This is a genomic window from Pseudomonas sp. MIL19, assembly GCF_028680365.1.
Classification (GTDB): domain Bacteria; phylum Pseudomonadota; class Gammaproteobacteria; order Pseudomonadales; family Pseudomonadaceae; genus Aquipseudomonas; species Aquipseudomonas spirodelae.
Map to the genome: position 1 here is coordinate 1 of NZ_JAPPVG010000095.1, position 350 is coordinate 350.

Annotated in this window: 1 protein-coding gene; it reads right to left on the reverse strand. The window is 59.4% G+C overall.

Features of this window, described 5'->3' with window-relative positions; all coding sequences use genetic code 11:
* The coding region (locus N1078_RS19505; RefSeq protein WP_274089713.1) for an EAL domain-containing protein at positions 1-350 on the reverse strand (350 nt) is incomplete at both ends.

Consider the following 350-nt stretch of genomic DNA (forward strand, 5'->3'; position numbering starts at 1 on the left):
AGGTAACCTTGGAACGCTCGGCAGCCGATAGCAATCAGCAACTCCAGTTGTTCGCGCTGCTCCACGCCTTCGGCTACCACCTCCAAGCCGAGATTTTCCGCCAGGGTTACCACGGTGCGGGCGATGGCGCTGTCGGTACTGTCGATAAGGATTTCGTCGACGAAGGACTTGTCGATCTTCAGCTGATCCAACGGCATGTGCTTGAGGTAGCTCATGGACGAATAGCCGGTGCCGAAGTCGTCCAGCGAGAAGCGCACGCCGACCTGGCGCAGCGCCTGCATCTTGCCGATGGTGACCGTCAGGTCGTGTTGCAACATGGATTCGGTGATTTCCAGGCGCAGGCGGTTGGC